Origin of the sequence: Sulfurisphaera tokodaii str. 7 (assembly GCF_000011205.1) — an archaeon.
Lineage (GTDB): Archaea > Thermoproteota > Thermoprotei_A > Sulfolobales > Sulfolobaceae > Sulfurisphaera > Sulfurisphaera tokodaii.
The window spans coordinates 1,342,679-1,359,461 of the sequence record NC_003106.2 but is presented as its reverse complement, the minus strand read 5'-3'; the positions used below and the strand labels follow the sequence as shown (position 1 = coordinate 1,359,461).

The window sequence follows — 16,783 nt, the reverse complement described above, 5'->3', positions numbered from 1 at the left end:
CTTCACCTCTTTAAAATTGAAATATAAGAAGATGTGACTAAATCGTCTGCCGAAATAACTACCCCACTTTCACCTATAGCTTTCTTTCCCGGAAATTCGCCTCTAAGCTGCATAACAACCTCAGCTAGCTGATAAATAGCTGTAGCTCCTCCAGGATAACCCCTAGCTTTTAGACCACCACTATAGTTTATCTGATAAGAATCCAGTTCTAGTAATGATTTACCCTTTTCTCCCAGACCTAATTCTTCTAACTCTAAAGCAGCCAATATGCTATAAGAATCGTGAATTTCTATGATATCATTCTTATTAGGAGTATATTTAAGTTCGTTTAGAGCTAATCTTATAGAAGGTAAACTTAAATCATATATATACTCGTATATTGCTCCATGAACATTTGCTAAATATACTGGAGTATCTGTGTACTTCTTTGCTACTTCATCATCAGTTAATAATATAATACCAGCTCCATCAGCTCTTGCAGCAGTATCAAATATTCTTAAAGGTTCAGAGACTAATTGAGATGAAGTAATAGTTTTAAGATCTGTCTTGAACCTCAAATATGCGAACGGATTTTCTACTGCATTATCATGCATCTTTAATGGCCAGTTTGCAAAATATTCATATGGAACATTATATTTTTTCATATAAAGTTTAGCTAAAATAGCTGCATATGAGTGGGGAGTTAATCCTAAATGATATTCATGATCGTGAAGTAAATTCATAGCTAAAACATCATTAAGCTGTTTTGAAGCTAGATCTGAAAATTTATCAACTCCAATTAGAAGTACTGATTTTGCTAATCCAGATTTTATAAGAGAATAAGCAGTATAAATAGAAGGTCCTCCATTATCTCCATTTTCTATTCTAAATGTTCTTACCCCTTTAAATCCAAGAGAAGATGAGAGTTTTACAGCTGATAAAGAAGATTTTCCAATACTCTCAGCATAACCACTTGAGACTATAACTACATCTGGTTTTATGTAATCTTTTACCTTAGTTTCTATTTGCTTATAAGCCTCTATAACTAAATCTTTTTCAGAATACTCATAATAGCGATCAATCTTTATGAAAGAAACTTCAGCTATTGAAACCATTACTCATACACCTTGTATTTGTTTGTTGTCTTTGCATAAACAGAGTATGAAATTACTTTCTTATTATTAATATAATCTTCAACTCTTGGCGCAAGTTTTTGCCTCTCTTCTATTTTATCTGTAACCAAGATACTAAATGCATCACTTCCAGCACCACTTCCAAAAGGAGCAACTAATATTCTTTGTCCAGGCTTAGCAATATCTAAAACCTTTGCTAAACCTAATAATGCTGACGCATTATAAGGATTTCCTATATACGGGGACACTAATCCTTCTTTGACTTTCTCTAATGGGACGCCTAGCTTTTTAGCAACTTGCAATGGGAATTTACCATTAGGTTGATGAAATACAAAATAATCAAAATCAGATATTGAATACCCACCCTCTTTAAGTAGAAGTTGAACAGCAGATATAATATGGGCAAAATAAGCTGGTTCACCAGTAAATGCCTCACCATGAAGTGGATAAGGCATTCCATCTCTTCTCCAAAAATCTGGCATATCAGTTGTATATGAAGTTGCATATTCTATTATTGCAGAAGATTCATCTGCTGGACCAACAATATATGCTACAGAAGCGGCAGCAGAGCTTAATTCTAATACATCACCAGGATTAGATTGGGCTACATCACTTCCTATTACTAAACCGTATTTTATTCTATTTGCTTCAACCATTCCAGACAATAACCTTAAACCTACTGATGCTGCCCTACAAGCAAATTCTAAATCTGCACTTAAAGTTTCATGTGATATACCTAAAGAATCAATAATTATTGTAGAAGTAGGTTTAACTGCATAAACTTTAGATTCAGAACCAAATAAGACGGCTTTGATTTCAGAAGGATCGATTTTTGCTCTCATTAAAGCATTTCTCGCTGCCTCCCATGCCATTGTTGTTGAATCTTCATCGTGAGAAGGAACTGCTTTTTCCATCAAACCCAAACTTTTTACAACACCTTCATCATATCCCCATAGTTTAGCTATTTCTAGGACATTTAATCTATAACGAGGAACATATGCTCCCCATCCTACTATCCCAGAACTCATTGGCTAATATAAGAACATTTTTAAATAAAAAGAGTTTCTACAATTGTCTATGGATTCATAGACTTTTGTCGAATATAAGTTTTAAAAAGGAATTAGGAAATAAGAGTAAGGGAATGATGAAAAAATAAAAAATGATTTAATGATTTACTCAGCTCACTCTGAACTTCTATCAGCATAAAACATTTGATACCGTTTTGGTTTAAGTTGTGATACAATATATTCAAAAGCAGCTTGAGGATTACTATTTTCTCCGCAAGTATATACATCTAGAGTAGCGTAATTATATTCTGTCCACGTATGAAGAGCTATATGACTCTCTTCCACTAATGCTATAACTGAAACACCGCCTTTTTTCCCACCAAAATTCCATGACTTTATTTCAACTAACTTCATATTAGCTATTTTTACAGCTTCTAATACTAAATTATGTAAAAAATCTTTATCATTTAAAATTTTTGGATCTATATCATATAAATTTCCAAAAACATGTTTACCTATTATTCTATCTGTATTAACCAGAGAAATTAGTTGAGAGCTCATTTCTTTTCCTAAGGCCCTCCAATTAGCCCTTAAATATATTATGATTAATAAAGTAATCTCTCCTAATTAGCCTTTGAATTAAACTCAAATACTATCAGCAAGAATTACCTCTTAATGAGAGGAATATATATTCTTGGCATAGTAATAATATTATTAATTGTGATTGGAGTATTATTTTATTATGAAAATATAAAATTTGATATAAATGTAATACCATATAGTTTAACATATGAAAGCACATATCCAGGACATTTCATACTGAAATTAGAAGTAAACGCGATAAACTACGGGATATTACCTATGACCCTCACAGCATCAATAGTTTTAGGAGTTTCTCTACATATAAATTCCTCAATTACTGGAACTCTAAAACAATATATAAACAGTACGACAATAAGTGTTGGACCAACGAGCAAGAGTAAATCATTATTAACCTTTATCTTACCAAATAATATAGAATTTATATCCTATGTATACATAGAAGCATCAGGATATTATAACTATCATTATAATAACCAATCAGCAACAAATCTCATAACTCAAATAGATCAGATGATAGAAAATGTTTATAAGATAGACGGATTACCAATAACTACTATAACAGCATCAACAAATATTAGTTTAATAAAATCCGCCCAACCATTATATTATCCAGTACCTTATAATATAACATATTTCTATAACTCAACTTATTATGAAAATGTTTACCTTATTATGAATCCATCTAATTTTAATATAAAAACAGGGACTTATAAAATAGAAGTATATACAAATAACACTAAGATCTTCAGTACAAGTATACAGATACCATATGAATATAACGAATTATTAATTCCAATACTGACAACGCCATTGCTTAAATATCCTAACTCGTCCTATATAATAAATGTAAATATACTGTTTGAAGGTCCATCAATATATTACATTTCAGCTAAAATAATGATATGAACCCCATAAGTTAGGGAATTAAACTTTATAAGCCTTAACACAATATTTTTATTGTCGCCGCCGTAGCTCAGCCTGGTTAGAGCGCCGGACTCATACGGTAAGGGGACATCCGGTTGTCCGGGGTTCAAATCCCCGCGGCGGCACTTACGTAATTCTTTTCGTAAATTGAAAGGGGTTTACGTTCTCGTGAAGAGAATTATCGGAAACGCGCGAGGAAGAAAATGGAAACGAATATATCAGTTAGGTCTCTGATATATTTATCAGAAGGGTAAATCATGATAGTGGACGTTTCCAGTTTAAGTGAGGAGCAGAAGATAAAAATTGTAGAAACTGTGCTGCAAAAGGGTATATCCTACAAAGAACTCGGTATAGACAGAGTAACGTGGTGGAGGTATAAAAATAAGAAGAGGAAGATACCGGACGAAGTAGTTCAAAAAGCAGCAGAGTACTTAACACCGGACGAATTAGTCCAACTTACCTATAGTATAGATATATCAAAGATAGGAATAAACGAAGCGATAGGGGTAATAGTAAAAGCTACTAAGGACCCGGAATTCAGAGAGTTCTTCTTATCATTGCTGCAAAGGAACTTGGGGGAGTTCATCAAAGCTGCTTCCTATTCATACCCTATCACGCAAGAAGATTTACAAATGTTTAAGAAATTGATAGAAAATAAAGCTAAGAACACATTCGAGGACTACTGGCGGTATATAAACAGGATCGCCAAGGATAATAATTATGTTATTTCTCCAGATAAGATAAAGGACTATATTTTAGAACAATTCGATGAAAGTCCCCACAGAGCGAGGCAAATGGCTACAGTATTGAAACTTTTCATAAAGGAAATAGTTAGAAGTAAAGACCCCATACTTGCACAGATCCTTTACCACAGCTTTTCCATACCCAGACCTAAAACTAAATACAAACCGGCGGTGCTTTCGCTTGATTTACTCAAGAAGGTCTTCAGCGAGATCCAGGAGCTGGGTGCAAAGACTTACTTCTTAATCGCTGCAGAAACTGGGTTGAGAACCGGTGAGCTCTTCTACTTGTCCGTGAACCAAGTGGATTTGCAGCACAGAATAATTAAGTTATTTAAGGAGAACGAGACTAAACGTGCATATATCGCATTTTTACATAGAGAAACTGCTAAATGGATTGAGGAGAATTATCTTCCTTATAGAGAGAACTATATTAGGAGACATTGGGGAGGAGTTAAGGCTATTGGGCAAGACATTGAGAAGTGGAAGATGAAGTTCTTCCCGATGAATGAAGATAAGATGAGGGCAGAAATAAAAGCTGCAATGCAAAGAGGTGGAAAAGTATTCAGGCTTTACGATCTTAGAGCATTTTGGGCAAGTTATATGATTAAACAAGGAGTAAGCCCCATGATAGTGAACATTTTACAAGGACGTGCTGCGCCAAACCAGTTCAGAATTTTACAGGAACATTATTTACCTTTCTCAGAAGAAGAATTACGAGAGATTTATGAAAAGTATGCTCCAAAATTACTGACTTGAGATAGGCTCTAAGACCAACGTTACTTCTATGCTTTCTTTGATTAGTCTTTCCCAAATAGACGCTAATTCTTTTGATAAGATAATTGCATATTTCTCTCTTCCAACTTTGAAAGGTCTTCTAACACCCAACTTCAATGTTTCGTTTCCTATTATTATTGTTATAAAAGCTGGAATAGGGATTAGATCATTGAAATCTTGAGGTATATAAATGGTATAATAGGTATAGTTTCCCTTAGTCTTCTTATATATCCGACGTTTCGGTATCACCAGGGGCATCGATAAAGCCACTGCCCTCACCCCTTAAACTCCCTAGTTTCCTCTCTCAACTTTTCTAACACTTTTTTGAGATGCCTAGTTTGAGCTTCAGGGTTCTCTATGTTTACTGCTATCTCCATTGCCTTGTACAATATATTATTTAGTTTCCTAAGCTTTTTATTTTCCTCTAAGAGCTCTCTGTTTTGTTCTTTTAGCTGTTCGTTCTCTCTCTGAAGTCTCGCTATCTTATTCTGCAGCTTTGTAATAGTGTCAATAGCTTTGCTGTACTTGAGCTGCAGCTCATCTAGTTGCTGATAGACTTCATTGATCGTCATTTTCCACGCCCTCTTTATTTACCTTCTCAATTAAGAACTCTATCTTTCTCTTTATTGGATAGCAATTACATGTCTCAGCATCTTCGTAAATATTTTGAAGCAAAAGGATCAGAGTTGATTTCTTCATAGTTCCTGCACCCTAATTTCCTTATTCTGATAATTTTCCCCAATAATTTCTACATTATCTGATTTTCTATATACTCTGCCGAATTTTTTACATGATAGATAATACTCAATAGCGTCTCTAATTATTTCTGAAACAGTCCTCCTCTCATTAATTGCAGCCAATTGAAGTCTGGCAATAAGCTCCTCATCAGCCTTAAATGTTACGACTCTCATCACAATACACCTGGGACTACTGGCTTTCTTTCAGATTTCTGACAAAACTCTACATCTTCACGTATCTCTAAATCATCAATAAAGTCCTTATCATCTTCAGCGATTTTCAATAAAAATGTGCAAATTACGTGCTTGCAATCCTCATCTAATTCACTAACATGCATTACGCGTCTGAACCGGACCCAGCAGTCTGCTATTTTTTCTAAAGTACGCTCGTCCAGGTTCATTCCCAGCTCACCTCGTTAAGAGCTTCTTGAAGTTTTTACGATAGACATTATAAAGTTCAGCAACATGGTGACACAGAAAACCATGAGCTCCAGCTTCACAACTGCAACTAAATCTAACCCAACCATCATTATTGATTATGATCTCGGCATGATGCCACATCCCTGGCCTGCTCTGGCTTGCGATGTCGCCACTAATTCTGATAGCACCACCCTCATTATTGACTAAAATTACCTTGACTTTCCCGTCCACGCTTACATATTTATATTTAGTATTAGTAACTGCCACGATCCTCACCTCAGTCCTCTTGCGGTAAACTCCCCAGTTTACCGTTTTGTTTTCTAGTCATTTCCCTAAAACTCCTCAATAGCATAGAATCTTTTTTCTCTTCAATCATCTTAAGCTGCTTTTCGTAATATGTAAGCTTGTTAGAAACCTCAACAGCGTCATATTCAATATTGTAATTTATGTATTCTTCCAGTGCACTGATCAATTCGTTAACCTCCTTCATTATCCTCCTTGCGGCTCTGTCTACTGCTACTAACCTTACAGCTTTTCCATATAATGCATAAGCTTTCTCTAAGTACTGCTGTAAAATAGAAGTAGTCTCAGTCATGTTTCCTACCTCCTTTCCTTATTTTCTTCAATACTACGATGCATTCTGGACAAAGTTCTTCAATCTCTAGCTTCTTCATCGTTGCCTGCTCATAATCGAAGATTTGTCCTTGTAATGCTTTGTTTAATTCTTCTGCTACAGTTTCATCTGGCGCTAATACTTCTAATTTATAATATTCCTCACTCATCTTCATCACCCTCTTCTCCACCCTTCAGCTCCTCTGCCCATCTCTTCTTCTGCTCCTCCTCTATGTACTCTATTAGCCTCTCTAAGTTGAACAACAACTCCTTAGTACTATCTTTAGCCTCAGTTGCAATTTCATATATTTCGGATTTAGACGCGCTTTTCTCTAATAGCTCATCTAGCCTCTTTGTCAGCTCTAACACTTCTTCCGCAATATCGCTAAATTTAGGTCCTATACCCAATATTGTCATCACTCCTCAGCCTCCAGTTTTTCTATAATCTCTAACATCCTCTGTGCCTTCTTTTTCAGTAAGTCCAACACAAACTTCTTAGCTTCTTCATTATTCTCAATGAGCCATAGAATCCTCTCATTCTTCAAATGCGTGTCTCCCCTGGTCAGCTTATACATTGCAGCCCTAGTTAGGACCTCCTTGAAATCCTCCGAAAATTTTTCGAATATTAGTTTCCTTTCCTTCTTGTCAAGTGCCTCAACTAAAAAAAGAAGATCTTTTTCACTTACCTTCATGTCAACTCCCCGGTTAACGGGTTTGAGGGTTTGAGCCACGGACATTTTTGTTATCACTATGATACGTATAACGTATCAAATATATAAATCTTTTGATACGTAAAGCGTAGAATAGGTTGATATTAGTATAAATCTAATTTAATCATATGCCAGAAAGTTTGGTAGTCAGAGACCCTAAATATCTAGGTAAGTTCATTGCAGTAGACGAGAACTTTAATATTATAGGCTATGCCGATTCTAGAGAAGAACTAGAAAAGGAGTTAGCAAGAAAGGGTTATAGTATAGCAGATTACGATATAATATATGTCCCTAAATCCCTCAAAAAAGACTCTGAAGGTCATTAAATTTTCGGACTTCTACGGAAACCTTATTCCTTTACTGAAAATAAGGTTTGAATGCCCTAAACTCGGAAGGGACAAATTGGTACTAGGGCTAATAGATACAGGCAGCAGATATACGGTTGTAAACAAGTATACCGCTAATGAATGTTTCACAGAAGATGAAATGAGATCCAGATACGTAGACAGAGTGATAATTAATAATAGGGAGTACTATAGATACTCATTTAGGTTTTCCTTCCCTCAGCTAGACGAGATAAGCTGGAACTTTAACGCTGCTATAATAGAGTATAACCCTTATCCAGAAGAAATAGTCCCGGCTGTAATTTTAGGCAGAGAAGATTTCTTACGCAATATTATAGTATGTATGTATAAATCTGAATGGATGACTTTATATATTGATTAGTAATTTTCGGTGTTCTCAGTCTATTATTTATTAGGTTATATTAATTGATCGTGTATGGATAAAGATAGTTATCTGAAAGGGTTTGAAGACTGTTTAGATTTAATATTAATTGAGCTCAGAAAAGCAAAAAGCCTGGAAGATGCAAAAGTACGAGTAGAGGTAATATATACCGAATTGAAGGAGAATAAATATGAAGCTATTAGAAAAATGCTAAATTTAGATTAAACTTCAACTGAAGGCTTTTGCGGATGTTTAGAACTCTCATTAATAATCTCTACTATTTCTTTTAGCCTCTTAGCAACTTCCTTTCCATACTCGGTCAAATATATAAGCCTCCTTCTTGGGAACGTGTCCTCCCTCTTATCGTAAACTAAGCCCAATTCCATTAACTCATCTATAGCCTTTTTTATCGCATTCGGGTTGCTTTCTGTTTTGTCAGATATGTCCCTGAATGCTGAGCCGTCATTCTCTAGAAGGAATAATAATACCCTTTGCTGCATTTCAGTTAACTCTGTACGTTTCACGTAGTAAATTATACTAAGAATATGTAATGAATATATGCATACTGCTACGTGACACGTACAAAAAGATTTATATATTTGATACGCGACACGTATCATATGAAAATAAGAGATATGTTAGTTCTCCCGTCGGCGAAAATCTTACTGGTCTTATTAGACGGTCCAAAAAACGATAAGGAAATAGTATCTATACTAAAGATGAGCTCAACAACATATAATGAGAACATAACATGGTTATTGGCACATGGGTTTATACAAAAGACTTCTGATGGCAGATATATACTCACAGATAAGGCTAAACAGCAGTTAGTTAACGTATTTCTACCACTCCTAAAATACATAGACAAATTGAAAGAAACTATTGCAGTTTCAACAAGTTAAAAAGAAAAGAAACCAGGGCGGGGGAGTTCAATGAAAATATTCTCTGCAATTCTTATAAGCATTACGCTGATACTCATCATCTTCTTCATTCTTCTTCAATTGAATTCTCTACTAGAGAGCGTTAACTGGGGGGTTAACGCATGGAACTCGCGATAGGCTATAATCCGTTAATTAAGAAGCTTCAAGTCGATGGCTATATTATTTATCCGAGGTTCTTCGACGATAAGAAAGCGCTACTCATTCGGAGGGACTATAAGGGTTATCTGAAGAAACTTTGGTCGAACAAGGACAAGATACAGATAGCGATTTACCCGGACAATATAGACCGCATATTACCGATCCCGCGTAATATACGGTACATAGTACCCGTCCACGACCTAAGCCAGATTGAAATAGCCGATAAACTCAGGGAGAATAACTATAACGTACTACTGGGTTATGCAAGCGACTCCAGGTTTAGGAATTATACTATTGAAGACTTCATCAAACACAGCAGATACGAAAAGTGGTACCTGGGTATTTCTACGAAAAGAGAGTTGACTGAAGCAGTGAGGTATGGTTTCAATTACGGAGATATTACGCTGATGCTTTTAGGTAAATTTGAGCAAATAAGGGATCCGAATTACGTGATAAGGAAGCTCAAGGAATTGCTGAGATATACGAGACCCCAGGGTAGGCAAACGTCGATCTACGACTTTCTGCGTTAACCGGGGGGTTAACATGAAGGAGGAGCTCCTGCAAGTAATCTACGAGGCTAAAGGGGAACTAATAAAAATACTCGGCGGTTTGAGGAACACTATACTAGGTATTAAAGACACGAAGGACCTCCTGAATATACCCGCATGGCTGAAGAGCAGGCTGAAGGACGAAAACGGATACGTCGAGTTCAGGGAGGCCGGATATGGAGACAGAATACTGGTCATTTATCTCGAAGACCCGTGGACCGGAGACAACATTAACAAGAAGCAGAGGAGGACGGCCTTCGTAATCTACTTTTCTTACCAGACCTCAAAACCCGTCTCCAGGTCACAGCTCCGCTGGAAGCTGAACCAGATATACAAAGTAGTGAACGGATTAAGGGCGAAGGGCTACCACGTGTTCCCGGGTATCTTCGCATACGCCTTTTCGGACTTAGCAGTAAAAGAATTGGAGAAGCATAAGATCAGGGTATTTACTACTTCAGAACAGTTAAAGCAGTGGATTTACGAGAAAGTGCTGACAAGGCTTAAAAAGTTGGTGGAAGTGGCTAAATTCACCTTCCAATTCGATAAGATTTTCATATTTCTGAAGAAGGTGATAGAGTCCTTAGGTTACGAAATACCAGGAGACGTATTGGAAAGCTGGGTATTAAAACCGAAATACCCCGGTTCCGGCAAGTAAACTAACAGTGATGAGTATCGATAATTTTTCTCATTTTTGTAATAAATATTCTAACTTACTGTTAACTCCCCGGTTAATTTCAATATCTTTCTTTTATTTATACCAAAACTGTTTACAATAAATCGAGAAATTTATTACAAAAAATTGTAAAAATTGCTTTTAATAACAATCAATTAGCAGTTTTCTTCACATATTTTGATAAAAACCCTAACTACATTGAACAGATTTATATTACAATTTTTACGGGGCTGAACAGATTTTTATACTAGGATAACGTTCTTTAGGAAGAGATATAAGTTCGAAATCATATAATGAGTTGAAAATTGAACAAACACAGGCTTAGGATAACACGTTATAGTATACTGTAAAAGTAATTATCTAACCAAATATCATAAAAAATAATATATAAGGAAGTACTAGTTCAGGGTACTGCAAGCAGAACTGCTAATTCCCCTTACCTTTTCGGTTATTTAACAAACCAAACTATGGTCAGACTTATCGCCAAATCTTCTACTAAACTATAGCTAATTGAATTTTTATATTTTCTAGAAAATTTTTTAGGAGCTAAGAAAGGTCTTGCATGAATAGATAACTATCTTGAACTTAAGCTTTTCATTTTAGCAGTTGTTCTACTTTAACGTAGCTTAAAGATTTTCAGCAAATTTAGTGTATCAACTAAACACATCTCAACTAATCTGAGGATTTTATCCTCATATTTTTAATTAACTAAACACTAAACTAAAAACTTTATCGGTAGTGCCAAGAATTTTGTATTACCGAGAAAATTAGAACAACTGCTATCATTTTTTCTCTACACTCCGCTTAGTAGTAGTTTGTGACAATAGCAGTTTTTCTCAATAAATTCCACAATTTGGCTGCAAGTCCTTAATAGATGTATCTGTATTAAACATAATATCTCTCGGCATACCGTGGACCTTGATCATGCCAATCATTTATTGTAAATATTAAATGGAAATCTACGCACATATTTTGCTTAGCCTCATAGAAGAGCTTTGCTTTGTTGAATACTTTAATTTTCTTAGATATTAAGCCCATCAGTTTTTCTTAAATTCAAAATCAAGTGGTAGATTAAAAAAGTTTAACATCTGTTCAGATAAAAATTGAAGAAATCCATAAAGCAGAAGATTTTTAAAAAATTTTAATTAGTAGGAAATACAATACATCATGTAGACAATATTTAAGCTTTCGGGGTAATTAGATTTGGCTTTAGATAGTACGGTAGAGGAAAAAAGAGCGAGCGAGATTGGTTTATCTCAGCAGCAAATAAGGGAACTGCTCGATAAACTAGAACATAAAAAAAGATCTGAAGCTGCAAAAAAAGCTCACGCGACTATGAGAAAAAGAAAGATTATTAGAAATCTGACAGAACATTATACTCTTGATATTTTCATATTTAATAGGGACGTAAGGAAGGTAAGTTTTGGGGAATATGAGATAAAGCCTCCTCTCGTTAAGCCTTCAAAATTAACGTATGTAGAGAAAGGAGGCGTAGGAAAAGAACTTAGTGACGGTTGGGCAGTAAATTTTGCAATAGGATGTATTCACGCTTGCCCGTTCTGTTATGTAGACAACATTCATAAGAGATTCACTGTAACGAGAGTTGGAGATATTATTCAAAGGCCCTGGGGAATGTATTTTCTGAAGCCTAAGAACATTGATGAAGCAATAGAGAAAACTCCATGGAGGAAATGGAGAGGGAAAGTAATTATGATGTCCTCAACTCACGATCCTTATTTACCCCAACTTTATCCAATTCCTAGGAAAATATTGGAAAAAGCTCTGCCTGCAGGAGTTAAGTTTCTCATTCAGACTAGATCTGTCCTTGTTATAAAAGATTTTGATCTACTTTCAAGGTATAAGAACCAAGTAATCTTGCAAATGTCTATAGCAACTCTTAATGAAAAACTATCTGAGGTAATAGAACCTAGAGCACCTCGTCCTAAAAGTAGGTTAGAAGTACTTAGAAAGGCTAAAGAATTGGGACTAAAGGTAGGGGTTATAATAGCTCCAGTATTCCCACCTAATAAAATAAGGGAAAATGTAGAGGAGGATCTAGATGAAATCATGAGGGAATTAGCAGAAATAGGAGTAGATCAAGTGTTTGGAGAAATGCTCCATGTTAGAGGAATGAATATGGAATATTTGGAATCTCTCCTAGGTGAGAAAATTGTAGTAGATGCTGAAAAGGATTACTTACTAGGTAAGATGTTTAAAGCGTTACTCCTAAAATATAATTTGAAGGGTAAGTGGTGGTATGAGTATCATAGTTAGTATTTTTTAAAGAAACTTGTTATATCAGTATTTTTTCTATTAATTTGATCTAAAATTGTTGTCCTTTTATTATGGATTTGATCTAAAATGTTCAATACATCTCTACCGTTATATTTACTAATCATCTCAGAAAATTCTTTCATTGGTCTTATCCACGGTGTATCAGATTTTGTCCGTCTAACTCTAAGGACGAGTTCATATATAGGCTTATTATTCTCATCTCTAATTTCCGCTGTAGCTTCTATGGGTTTCCCAAATAGTCTAAATAATAAATCTCTCGCTTTGTCTGGGTCCTTAATACTGGCTAAAGTCGGTAAGTATTCTACTAGTTTTTTTAAGGCACTATCATCCCCATTTTGGGCTCTGCCTAATAGCCTATAGACCCCTTCCGATTGATTAAGGATAACATCTATACCTATTGACTTTGATAATATAATGGATAGATTTTGAAGTTGTATTTCTACACCTTCAGGATCTACGAACAGAATACCATAATCTCTTTTGTTTATGTCGTTAGCTACATCATTGATTTTCTTATTTACATCGTCTCGTATCACTTTAAAATCTGTATCTATTCCTAATTCTTTTTTGAGCACTTCGAGTCTTCTTCTTAGCAAATAAGCCCTCTTAGACTCCATTTCTATGCTTATTATCTTATTGAATCTCGCCTTTCCAGATCGTGACTTAAAGACTAGGGCAAGGAGTGATGAACCTAAAGATACATAGTCTGAATTTTTTATTCTAACTAATCCGCTTCCTCCGAAGGCATCAACAAAGATGAGCTTGTCAAAATGTTTTTTTGCAATTTCCAGAGCTATATCGAAGTAGTAGTACAGGTAAGCCAGCTTTAAGAGAGTATGTGGGCCATAACTCACATCTTCATCTTTGATAAAGAGCTCATTTTTTTCTAGGATATTTTTAATGTTTTTTGTGCAATTTTTGGCAAATACGAGATATTCTAGGATAGTCCTTAATTTCTCATAGGGACTCTTTTTTATGTTACTTCCTTGTGACATTCCTAAAATATTATGTAAAACATATTTAAATTTCTTTTAGTTTGATCACCTGAATACTCGGAAAACAAAAGATAATAACAATAACTTTTTCCCAGTCTTTTAGGATTAGCAATTATAAAATTCAGATATTAAGAGATCACGTAAGTTTTGGACATTTTACTTCTTCAAAGAACTCCTTCACATTATTACTATTTATACTGTCGTAAGTAGGGACTTTCCTTACTCTTAAGCATACGGGGTTGGAAGTAGCATTCTCACAATATACTGTAACTTTGATGATATCGCCCTTTTTGAGATGAACCCTAGCATCGACAAATGCCAGATCGTATCCTCTATCGCACCTTATTGCAGTAATATATTTTGAATCGTCCTTAATTATAAACACCAAATCCGCTATTTCGTAATCATTAACAGCGATGTTAACCGGTTTATAGAGATCCCCCATATTATTCATATTATTGTATAATCCTTCCCAGTATCTGATCCAGTGTAGTCTAACTCCGCCGAAAGTCTCCCACTCGTTATTTCTGAAGATCTCCGCTTTGGCCATACACTCCTCAGCTGTAGCTTTCCCTTTATTGAAAACCTTTACCCTAACTATTTTTGCAACTTTAGGCGTTTCCTGAACCGGTATGGCTCTGAATGACGCAAACGATACACTCCTATCTATGACGGAGAAGTCAAATTTTACTTCCAACTCAGGCTTTTTCATCATCTCTTCCAACTGCTTTTGGAAAATCGAAGTCTGTCTCTTATTATAATAATAAGTTATTATAACAGCAGATATTGATACTACAAGGGACGTAGCAGAGAAAATCTCCGAGATACCCATGATATATCAATAAAATAGTAGTTAATACATGATTATTACTATTCCGTAATTATTCCCTTAAAGAGGTTTTAGATTCTGAAGACAACTCCCCAGTTAACAGCAAAAATACTAACTTCTCTTTCTAAAGACTTTCTAATACATACTACTACTAAAAATTTGCAAAAAATAAAAAACAAACACAAACACTTTTGCGCTTCTTTCACTTTTATGTATTTTTACGAAGACTAACTTACACTTTTTTAAGGCTAATTGAATTTTTTGCTTTTATTTTAGAAAAATTTTATGAAGGGAAAGGAAGAGGGCTTTTACACCTAAAACTACCCTGAACCCGAACTTTCACCCACTATTTTTGCTGTACTTTTACCCCTTAGTAGTAGTTATTATAAGTAGTTGAATTTTTGCAATATCCCGTAGAGTTAACAATAATATTTATTATATTATTTAGTGAGATAGTATTAAGAAATATGAGGTAGTATGAAAATGGGCGATCCATGTGAACGCTATTTAGTGAATAGGCACGATTGTGAGAGTTATGTCGAATGCGTTCTAAGGAGTAAGGGTTTTAAAATAGTAGCTACAGATCAACACGGTTACGACATAGAAGCATACTATCCGTCCGGAATGTATTACTATTTTATTGAGGTTAAATGCGGGCCCAGAGCCAAACTAAGTAGTTATCAACGCATGTTTAAAGCCGGAGTGGAAGTCGCTAGAGAAGTAGGGTTTTATCCCGTTACCGATAAAGGCTTAGAGTTAATACCGAAATACGTTGTCTGCCAATTCGACGAGGAATACAGACTTATAGGCGATCAGAGTTGTAAAAAACTCTTACGCTAATAAATGGAGCAATTAGACCTAAGGAAACTTTTCTCGGATCCCTGAATTACTGTAAAATGTTTATGAATGCTTAAAGTTTAAATCATAATGTGTTCAAATGTATTTGTGGAATATAAAGAAGTATTTGTAGAATCTTTAAGGCCGTTCAGAATCTTAGATTTTAAAGATAAGACTGTTTTGTGGAACGAACTATCAAAAAGAGATTTAGTAATATTAAAATTAGTATTATTAAGTGATTATAATAGGATACCACCCAGATTATTAAAAGTCTTACATAACGTACCGTTTACACAGTTTATTTTGAGAGTAGGTGCTTTGAATCTTGAAGAGATAAGGTATAAGAACTGGAGATTTTTCTCGATTTTACCGCCTCTTTCTGAAGAACTTAGAAAAAAGTATAACGTAGAAAAATTTGGAATATATATAATAATGAAACATTACAACCCCGAAACGGGATTGTTCGACCCGGATACGCCAGACAAGATAATTATAAAGCCGGTGCGTGTGGAGGAGGCGTATAAATTTGTTCAATCTCTTTAATAAGAAGAGAATAAAGGAGAATGAGATAGAGAAATTAAGAGAATTACTTAAAGAACATAAAGTTAGGTTAATTTTTACATCTAATCCAGAAGCACTCTTAGGCCCCTATAATAGGTCTATTGTAGCATGTTATCGGGAACTCTACCTTTTAGAGGACTTACCTAATGAGGTCTGGGAAAGGTTTCTTCAATATTTCGGAATTAATAGTAGTCCGGATGTGGTTTATGTAAATCATGATAAAGATAAGTATAAAATAATACTCCTAAAAGGCAGTGAGGTTGAAGGATTTTTAGTAGAGCAATGCAGTCAACTACTCCATAAAAAACTATCCGTATAAACTTTACGGTATAACTTATTTACTTAAAGTTTAGGGCACTCGACTTAGTCAATTTGAGTAACCCCTCAATTTACTGGAAAAACTAAGCATCTATATTTAGAAATTATCCTCTGACTAGCTTTTCTTTATGAAGCTACAGATTATCGATACTTAGTAATATTACAAAAGCTAAAGCATCTTACCCTGGGAAGTATTTAAAAATATCTTATTTAATAGATAAATAAAATTACATCATAAGTAAAATTCACAGTTTATTGTATTAATTATAAAATAATTATA

General features: G+C 34.8%; 28 protein-coding genes and 1 tRNA gene. 13 read left to right on the top strand and 16 right to left on the bottom strand.

Annotation, left to right across the window (positions count from 1 at the left end; genetic code table 11):
- Window positions 1-2: 2 nt before the first annotated feature.
- The 3 genes from STK_RS07570 to speD form a co-directional block, all read right to left on the bottom strand.
- Window positions 3-1,094, bottom strand: coding sequence for a thiolase family protein (locus STK_RS07570; protein WP_010979391.1), 1,092 nt, complete (start codon window positions 1,092-1,094; stop codon window positions 3-5).
- The gene (locus STK_RS07565) at window positions 1,094-2,140 is read right to left on the bottom strand and encodes a hydroxymethylglutaryl-CoA synthase (protein WP_010979390.1); all 1,047 of its coding nucleotides are present in this window, start codon (window positions 2,138-2,140) and stop codon (window positions 1,094-1,096) included. The genes STK_RS07570 and STK_RS07565 overlap by 1 nt, the downstream gene beginning before the upstream one ends.
- Window positions 2,141-2,293: 153 nt before the next feature.
- Complete coding sequence (gene speD / locus STK_RS07560) at window positions 2,294-2,680, bottom strand: adenosylmethionine decarboxylase (protein ID WP_010979389.1); 387 nt, start codon at window positions 2,678-2,680, stop codon at window positions 2,294-2,296.
- 114 nt (window positions 2,681-2,794) lie between these two features.
- Here speD and STK_RS07555 point away from each other — a divergent pair, with 114 nt between their 5' ends.
- From STK_RS07555 to STK_RS07545, 3 genes are all read left to right on the top strand, one after another.
- Complete coding sequence (locus tag STK_RS07555) at window positions 2,795-3,628, top strand: hypothetical protein (RefSeq protein WP_010979388.1); 834 nt, start codon at window positions 2,795-2,797, stop codon at window positions 3,626-3,628.
- Between the two features lie 56 nt (window positions 3,629-3,684).
- A tRNA-Met gene (locus tag STK_RS07550) sits at window positions 3,685-3,771 on the top strand.
- 135 nt (window positions 3,772-3,906) lie between these two features.
- A complete protein-coding gene (locus STK_RS07545; protein ID WP_052846951.1) occupies window positions 3,907-5,145 on the top strand; it encodes a tyrosine-type recombinase/integrase in 1,239 nt (412 codons plus the stop codon).
- Here STK_RS07545 and STK_RS07540 read toward each other — a convergent pair.
- The 10 genes from STK_RS07540 to STK_RS07500 form a co-directional block, all read right to left on the bottom strand.
- Window positions 5,134-5,442 carry a hypothetical protein gene (locus STK_RS07540; protein WP_010979386.1) on the bottom strand — a complete coding sequence of 103 codons (309 nt, stop codon included), beginning with the start codon at window positions 5,440-5,442 and terminating at the stop codon, window positions 5,134-5,136. The genes STK_RS07545 and STK_RS07540 overlap by 12 nt on opposite strands.
- Entirely contained in the window at window positions 5,439-5,735 is a 297-nt protein-coding gene (locus STK_RS07535; RefSeq protein ID WP_010979385.1) for a cell division protein ZapB, read from the bottom strand. Before STK_RS07535 ends, STK_RS07540 begins: the two co-directional genes overlap by 4 nt.
- Window positions 5,722-5,862 (bottom strand): hypothetical protein, encoded by a 141-nt coding sequence (locus tag STK_RS15265; RefSeq protein ID WP_198429659.1) that lies wholly within the window; start codon window positions 5,860-5,862, stop codon window positions 5,722-5,724. The genes STK_RS07535 and STK_RS15265 overlap by 14 nt, the downstream gene beginning before the upstream one ends.
- Complete coding sequence (locus STK_RS07530) at window positions 5,859-6,074, bottom strand: CopG family ribbon-helix-helix protein (RefSeq protein ID WP_052846550.1); 216 nt, start codon at window positions 6,072-6,074, stop codon at window positions 5,859-5,861. Before STK_RS07530 ends, STK_RS15265 begins: the two co-directional genes overlap by 4 nt.
- A complete protein-coding gene (locus STK_RS07525) occupies window positions 6,074-6,238 on the bottom strand; it encodes a hypothetical protein (RefSeq protein ID WP_198429658.1) in 165 nt (54 codons plus the stop codon). Before STK_RS07525 ends, STK_RS07530 begins: the two co-directional genes overlap by 1 nt.
- A gap of 70 nt (window positions 6,239-6,308) precedes the next feature.
- A complete protein-coding gene (locus tag STK_RS07520; protein ID WP_010979382.1) occupies window positions 6,309-6,596 on the bottom strand; it encodes a hypothetical protein in 288 nt (95 codons plus the stop codon).
- 1 nt (window position 6,597) lies between these two features.
- The gene (locus STK_RS07515; RefSeq protein WP_010979381.1) at window positions 6,598-6,915 is read right to left on the bottom strand and encodes a hypothetical protein; all 318 of its coding nucleotides are present in this window, start codon (window positions 6,913-6,915) and stop codon (window positions 6,598-6,600) included.
- Complete coding sequence (locus STK_RS07510) at window positions 6,908-7,102, bottom strand: hypothetical protein (RefSeq protein WP_052846549.1); 195 nt, start codon at window positions 7,100-7,102, stop codon at window positions 6,908-6,910. Before STK_RS07510 ends, STK_RS07515 begins: the two co-directional genes overlap by 8 nt.
- Entirely contained in the window at window positions 7,095-7,349 is a 255-nt protein-coding gene (locus STK_RS07505; protein WP_052846548.1) for a hypothetical protein, read from the bottom strand. The genes STK_RS07510 and STK_RS07505 overlap by 8 nt, the downstream gene beginning before the upstream one ends.
- Entirely contained in the window at window positions 7,349-7,681 is a 333-nt protein-coding gene (locus tag STK_RS07500; protein WP_010979379.1) for a hypothetical protein, read from the bottom strand. Before STK_RS07500 ends, STK_RS07505 begins: the two co-directional genes overlap by 1 nt.
- Before the next feature lie 89 nt (window positions 7,682-7,770).
- Between STK_RS07500 and STK_RS07495 the strand changes: the two genes are divergently transcribed.
- Genes STK_RS07495 through STK_RS15260 form a run of 3 tightly spaced genes read left to right on the top strand, consistent with a single transcriptional unit; the run spans window position 7,771 to window position 8,593 of the window.
- On the top strand, window positions 7,771-7,968 hold the full coding sequence (locus STK_RS07495) for a DUF5678 domain-containing protein (protein WP_052846547.1): 198 nt from the start codon (window positions 7,771-7,773) through the stop codon (window positions 7,966-7,968).
- Window positions 7,928-8,368, top strand: coding sequence for a hypothetical protein (locus STK_RS07490; protein ID WP_010979378.1), 441 nt, complete (start codon window positions 7,928-7,930; stop codon window positions 8,366-8,368). The genes STK_RS07495 and STK_RS07490 overlap by 41 nt, the downstream gene beginning before the upstream one ends.
- A 54-nt stretch (window positions 8,369-8,422) precedes the next feature.
- Window positions 8,423-8,593: a hypothetical protein gene (locus STK_RS15260; RefSeq protein ID WP_198429657.1), complete on the top strand. Its 171-nt coding sequence runs from the start codon at window positions 8,423-8,425 to the stop codon at window positions 8,591-8,593.
- Here STK_RS15260 and STK_RS07485 read toward each other — a convergent pair.
- Window positions 8,590-8,868 (bottom strand): MarR family winged helix-turn-helix transcriptional regulator, encoded by a 279-nt coding sequence (locus STK_RS07485; RefSeq protein ID WP_232616453.1) that lies wholly within the window; start codon window positions 8,866-8,868, stop codon window positions 8,590-8,592. The genes STK_RS15260 and STK_RS07485 overlap by 4 nt on opposite strands.
- A gap of 120 nt (window positions 8,869-8,988) precedes the next feature.
- Between STK_RS07485 and STK_RS07480 the strand changes: the two genes are divergently transcribed.
- The 4 genes from STK_RS07480 (at window position 8,989) to STK_RS07465 (ending at window position 12,942) form a co-directional block, all read left to right on the top strand.
- Window positions 8,989-9,270 (top strand): hypothetical protein, encoded by a 282-nt coding sequence (locus STK_RS07480; RefSeq protein WP_052846545.1) that lies wholly within the window; start codon window positions 8,989-8,991, stop codon window positions 9,268-9,270.
- Between the two features lie 140 nt (window positions 9,271-9,410).
- Entirely contained in the window at window positions 9,411-9,977 is a 567-nt protein-coding gene (locus STK_RS07475) for a hypothetical protein (RefSeq protein WP_010979375.1), read from the top strand.
- A gap of 13 nt (window positions 9,978-9,990) precedes the next feature.
- On the top strand, window positions 9,991-10,650 hold the full coding sequence (locus tag STK_RS07470; RefSeq protein WP_010979374.1) for a hypothetical protein: 660 nt from the start codon (window positions 9,991-9,993) through the stop codon (window positions 10,648-10,650).
- A 1,221-nt stretch (window positions 10,651-11,871) separates the two neighbouring features.
- Window positions 11,872-12,942, top strand: a complete 1,071-nt coding sequence (locus tag STK_RS07465) for a radical SAM protein (RefSeq protein ID WP_052846544.1) — start codon at window positions 11,872-11,874, stop codon at window positions 12,940-12,942.
- Here STK_RS07465 and tcmP read toward each other — a convergent pair.
- Both tcmP and STK_RS07455 read right to left on the bottom strand, forming a co-directional pair.
- On the bottom strand, window positions 12,939-13,958 hold the full coding sequence (gene tcmP / locus STK_RS07460; RefSeq protein ID WP_010979372.1) for a three-Cys-motif partner protein TcmP: 1,020 nt from the start codon (window positions 13,956-13,958) through the stop codon (window positions 12,939-12,941). The two genes, STK_RS07465 and tcmP, sit on opposite strands and share 4 nt — an antisense overlap.
- Before the next feature lie 136 nt (window positions 13,959-14,094).
- A complete protein-coding gene (locus tag STK_RS07455) occupies window positions 14,095-14,790 on the bottom strand; it encodes a hypothetical protein (protein WP_010979371.1) in 696 nt (231 codons plus the stop codon).
- A gap of 480 nt (window positions 14,791-15,270) precedes the next feature.
- Here STK_RS07455 and STK_RS07450 point away from each other — a divergent pair, with 480 nt between their 5' ends.
- The 3 genes from STK_RS07450 (at window position 15,271) to STK_RS07440 (ending at window position 16,504) form a co-directional block, all read left to right on the top strand.
- Window positions 15,271-15,627 carry a hypothetical protein gene (locus tag STK_RS07450; protein WP_052846950.1) on the top strand — a complete coding sequence of 119 codons (357 nt, stop codon included), beginning with the start codon at window positions 15,271-15,273 and terminating at the stop codon, window positions 15,625-15,627.
- 105 nt (window positions 15,628-15,732) lie between these two features.
- Complete coding sequence (locus STK_RS07445; RefSeq protein WP_052846543.1) at window positions 15,733-16,167, top strand: hypothetical protein; 435 nt, start codon at window positions 15,733-15,735, stop codon at window positions 16,165-16,167.
- The gene (locus tag STK_RS07440; protein ID WP_052846542.1) at window positions 16,151-16,504 is read left to right on the top strand and encodes a hypothetical protein; all 354 of its coding nucleotides are present in this window, start codon (window positions 16,151-16,153) and stop codon (window positions 16,502-16,504) included. The genes STK_RS07445 and STK_RS07440 overlap by 17 nt, the downstream gene beginning before the upstream one ends.
- Window positions 16,505-16,783 lie beyond the last annotated feature (279 nt).